4 protein-coding genes are annotated in these 3,822 nt (G+C 74.1%); 2 read left to right on the top strand and 2 right to left on the bottom strand.

The features are described 5' to 3' along the window. A partial coding sequence (locus tag N864_RS20075) for an MFS transporter (RefSeq protein ID WP_034721587.1) occupies positions 1-614 on the bottom strand: 614 nt, incomplete at its 3' end. Further along, positions 611-1,327 (bottom strand): LppX_LprAFG lipoprotein, encoded by a 717-nt coding sequence (locus N864_RS20070; RefSeq protein WP_034721586.1) that lies wholly within the window; start codon positions 1,325-1,327, stop codon positions 611-613. The genes N864_RS20070 and N864_RS20075, both read right to left, overlap by 4 nt. A gap of 177 nt (positions 1,328-1,504) precedes the next feature. Between N864_RS20070 and N864_RS20065 the strand changes: the two genes are divergently transcribed. Together N864_RS20065 and N864_RS20060 are read left to right on the top strand one after the other, a co-directional pair. Then, on the top strand, positions 1,505-2,788 hold the full coding sequence (locus N864_RS20065) for a sigma-E factor regulatory protein RseB domain-containing protein (protein WP_034721584.1): 1,284 nt from the start codon (positions 1,505-1,507) through the stop codon (positions 2,786-2,788). Beyond that, the gene (locus N864_RS20060) at positions 2,785-3,741 is read left to right on the top strand and encodes an ABC transporter ATP-binding protein (protein WP_034721582.1); all 957 of its coding nucleotides are present in this window, start codon (positions 2,785-2,787) and stop codon (positions 3,739-3,741) included. The genes N864_RS20065 and N864_RS20060 overlap by 4 nt, the downstream gene beginning before the upstream one ends. The last annotated feature ends 81 nt before the right edge of the window (positions 3,742-3,822 follow it).

Genomic DNA, 3,822 nt, shown 5'->3' with positions numbered 1-3,822 from the left:
CCGGAGTTCGCGCTCACTCGACGGTGGGGAGGGTGGAGGTGGCGAGCGGTGGCGAGGACAGCGGCATACAGGACGACCCCGGCGACGACGTTGGCCCAGAAGATCGCCCGCCACCCGGACCACGCGAGGATCACGGCCCCGAGGAGCGGCCCGAGCACCGAGCCGAGCTCTTGGACCGCACCGACGATCCCGAGCGGCGTGCCGCGACGCCCCGTCGGCCAGAGGTCGGCGACGAGGGCAAGCGTCGCCGGCACGAGGCCGCCGCCGCCGATGCCCTGCAGGACGCGCCAGCCGACGAGGACGGGCAGGTCGACGGCGAGGGCCGTCACGGCCGACCCGACGACGAAGATCGCGAGGCAGGCGAGGAGGATCCGGTGCCGGTCGAGCAGGTCGGACAGCCGGCCGATGAGCGGCAGCATCGCGATGTAGCCGAGCAGGAAGCCGGAGATGATCGGCGTCGCCTCCTGCAGCGCCTCGATGCCGAGGCCGACCCCGGCCATCATGTCGGTCAGCGCGAGGACGACGACGTAGGTGTCGGCGGCGGCGAGGGCGACGGCGACCGACGCGACGCCGAGCAGGGCGCGGCGAGGGGCCTGCGCCGGGGCCGTGGTCACGAGGGCCGCGTGATCGAGACCGCTTCGTTGTAGCGGTCGAGCACGAGCGTGTACGTCGACGTCGTGCCGCTGCCGAAGAACGGCCCCTCGAGGGTGACCTGGCGCAGCTGGTTGGCGTCGGTCAGCAGGTAGGTGGCGCGGTACGTCGCGGCCCGGTCACCGATGCCGAGGAGGCCGACGACGGCCGACCCGGGCAGGCTCCCGGTGACGGTCGTCAGCACCTCGGCCCCCTTGCGGGTCTGCTGGCCGGCAGCCGGCGACGTCGTCGCGGTGAGCAGCGTCGTGAGGCCGGTCTCGGGTGAGAAGAGCGTCGCCGGGTCGGGCATCCCGAAGTCCTTCGGGTTGATCTTGTTCGTGCCGGGCACGAGCGGCAGCTTGGCCCACACCTCACCGCCGACCGAGGTGATCTCGGCGTCGGCCTGCACACCGGCGACGGCGACCTTGAAGGTGCCCTTGAACGCCGGTGGGTGGGTGCCCCAGCCGCTGCCGGAGATCAGGCCGCTCGCCCGCTCGGGGACGTTGGCGCTGGCGAGCGTCAGGTGCACCGACGTGGCCGCGTCGAGCGCCGCCTTCGCGGCGGCCAGGCGCTGCGCGGGGGTCAGCTGCGCCTGCTGCGTCGGCTGGGGCGAGCCCTTGTCGCCCGTGCAGGCGGCGGTGCCGAGCAGGCACAGTCCGGAGAGCACGGCGGCCACGATCTTCCCCGTCGTTCGCATGGGCAGAGGGTATGCCGCTCAGCCCGCTCGCGCTGGAGGCGCCCCGGCAGAGTGGTGGGCCCGCGACGAACGCCTGCGGCTCACCGCTCGGTGGTCGGGGCCGGAGCCGCGGAGGTTGCACGCGATCTCCACACGATCCACAGGTTCGTCCTCGGTTTGAAGGCGCACGATAGGCACATGACGTTCTTCGGGGAGCACCCATGGGGCCGCTGGGTCGTGCCGGTGGCGGCGTTCGCGGTCATCGCCGCGACCGCGGCCGTGACGAACCAGCAGGCCAGTGCCGACGCGGGCCTGCCGCACCGGACGGCGGCGCAGCTGCTGGCCGACGTCCGCTCGGCCCACGTCCAGAGCCTGGCCGGGACGGTCGTGCAGACGGCCGACCTCGGGCTGCCGCAGCTGCCCGGCCTGTCCGGCGGCGTGGGCGGTCCCGGCGGCGGACGAGCCACCGGCACCGGCGCGACCGGCTCGCTCACCACGCTTCTGACCGGGTCGCACACCTGGCGGGTCTGGGTCGACGGCCCGACCCGGCAGCGGCTGGCGCTCATCGACGGCTCGAACGAGTCCGACCTCATCCGCAACGGCACCGACGTGTGGCTCTGGTCGAGCGCGGACAAGTCGGCGGTGCACCGGCGCCTTCCGACGATGATGCACCCGCTCCCTCGGCACTCCCTGGCCCCGAGCGCGAAGCCGGGCGCCTCACCCAGCACCGGGCAGCCCGGGGTGCCGACCACGGCGCCGGCCACACCCGAGGAGGCCGCGAACCAGGCGCTCGCCCTGATGGGCCAGGACACGACGGTCACGACGAGCGGCACGGCGACGGTCGCCGGCCGAGCGGCATACGAGCTCGTCCTGACGCCTAAGGACCGGGCCACCCTCGTCGGGTCGGTGCGGATCGCGATCGACGCGCAGCGGCACATCCCGCTGCGGGTGCAGGTCTATTCCACGAAGCTGGCCAACCCGGCCTTCCAGGTCGGCTTCACCGCCATCGACTTCGCCAAGCCGGACGCCAGCCGGTTCACCTTCACGCCCCCGCCCGGGACGACGGTCACCGACAAGGGCGCCGCGCCGACGCCGGGCTCGCACACGCCGAACTCGCCCGCGCCCACCCCGCCCCGGACCACCGTGCCGAAGGCCTCCGGGACGAACCCGGCACCGACGCAGCCCGGCGGCCCGCCGTCCCTCCCCGGCGTGGCGCAGCCGAAGGTGGTCGGGTCCGGCTGGAGCACCGTCGTTGTCGCCGCCCTGCCGCAGAACACGAGTGGCCCGTCCCGCACGTCGCAGCAGAGCCTGATGCAGCAGCTCGGCCCGGTGTTGGGGTCCCTGCCCCAGGTCTCCGGGTCGTGGGGCCGCGGCCGGCTGCTCGAGGGAACGCTCGTCTCCGCCGTCCTCACCGATGACGGCCGGGTCGCCGTCGGCGCGGTGGGTGCCCAGCAGCTCTACGCCGCCCTGGCGGCCAAGTGACGGCCCAGCCCGTCGCGCCGTCCTCGGGTCTCGCGATCGAGACCCGAGGACTGGCAAAGCTCTTCCGCGGCAAGGCTGCCGTCGACCGCATCGACCTGCAGGTCCCGACGGGCAGCGTCTACGGCTTCCTCGGCCCGAACGGTTCGGGCAAGACGACGACGATCCGTATGGTGCTGAGCCTCGTCCGTCCGTCGGCCGGGCACAGTGCCGTGCTGGGCCAGCCGATGCCGAGGGCCGCCCAGAGCGTGCTGCCGCGGGTCGGCTCGCTCGTCGAGGGGCCCGCGTTCCACCCCTACCTCTCCGGGCGGCGCAACCTCGAGCGGCTCGACGCGGCCGACCTCACCGCCGAGCCGTCGTCGTCCCGGCACCGGATCGACGCGGCGCTCGACCGGGTGGGCCTGCTCGCCGCCGCGGGCAAGCGCTACCGGGCCTACTCGCTGGGGATGCGGCAGCGCCTGGCCATCGCGGCCGCCCTGCTCATGCCCCGAGACCTGCTCGTCCTCGACGAGCCGACGAACGGCCTTGACCCGCAAGGGACGCGCGAGGTGCGTCACCTCGTCGGTGAGCTCGCGTCGGACGGCACGACGGTCTTCGTCTCGAGCCATCTGCTCTCCGAGGTCGAGCAGATGTGCACGCATCTCGGCGTCATGAGCGAGGGACGGCTCGTGGCCCAGGGCCCGGTCGGGCACGTGCGCGGTGCCGCCACGCCGGTCGCCCAGGTCCGCACGGACCAGCCCGACGACGCGGCCCGCGTCCTGTCCGGGCTGGGCCTGACAGACGTCCAACTGATGCCCGGCGGCGTCCGCGCCGACCCCGGCGGGATCGAGCCGGAGACGATCGTCGCGGCGCTCGTGACGGGTGGCGTCGGCGTCAAGGAGTTCACCATCACCCGCCCCAGCCTCGAGGACCTCTTCGTCGCCCTCACCGGGGAGGGCTTCGATGTCAGCGGCTGACCAGCGCGACGCAGCCACGGCAGCGGCCGAGGCACCTGCCGCGGCACCGGCCGCGGCACCCGCCGCGGGAGCGGCCGAGGG

Origin of the sequence: Intrasporangium chromatireducens Q5-1 (assembly GCF_000576575.1) — a bacterium.
Taxonomy (GTDB): Bacteria; Actinomycetota; Actinomycetes; order Actinomycetales; family Dermatophilaceae; genus Intrasporangium_A; species Intrasporangium_A chromatireducens.
The sequence above is the reverse complement of the archived record's forward strand: the minus strand, read 5'-3'. Positions and strand labels throughout refer to the sequence as shown.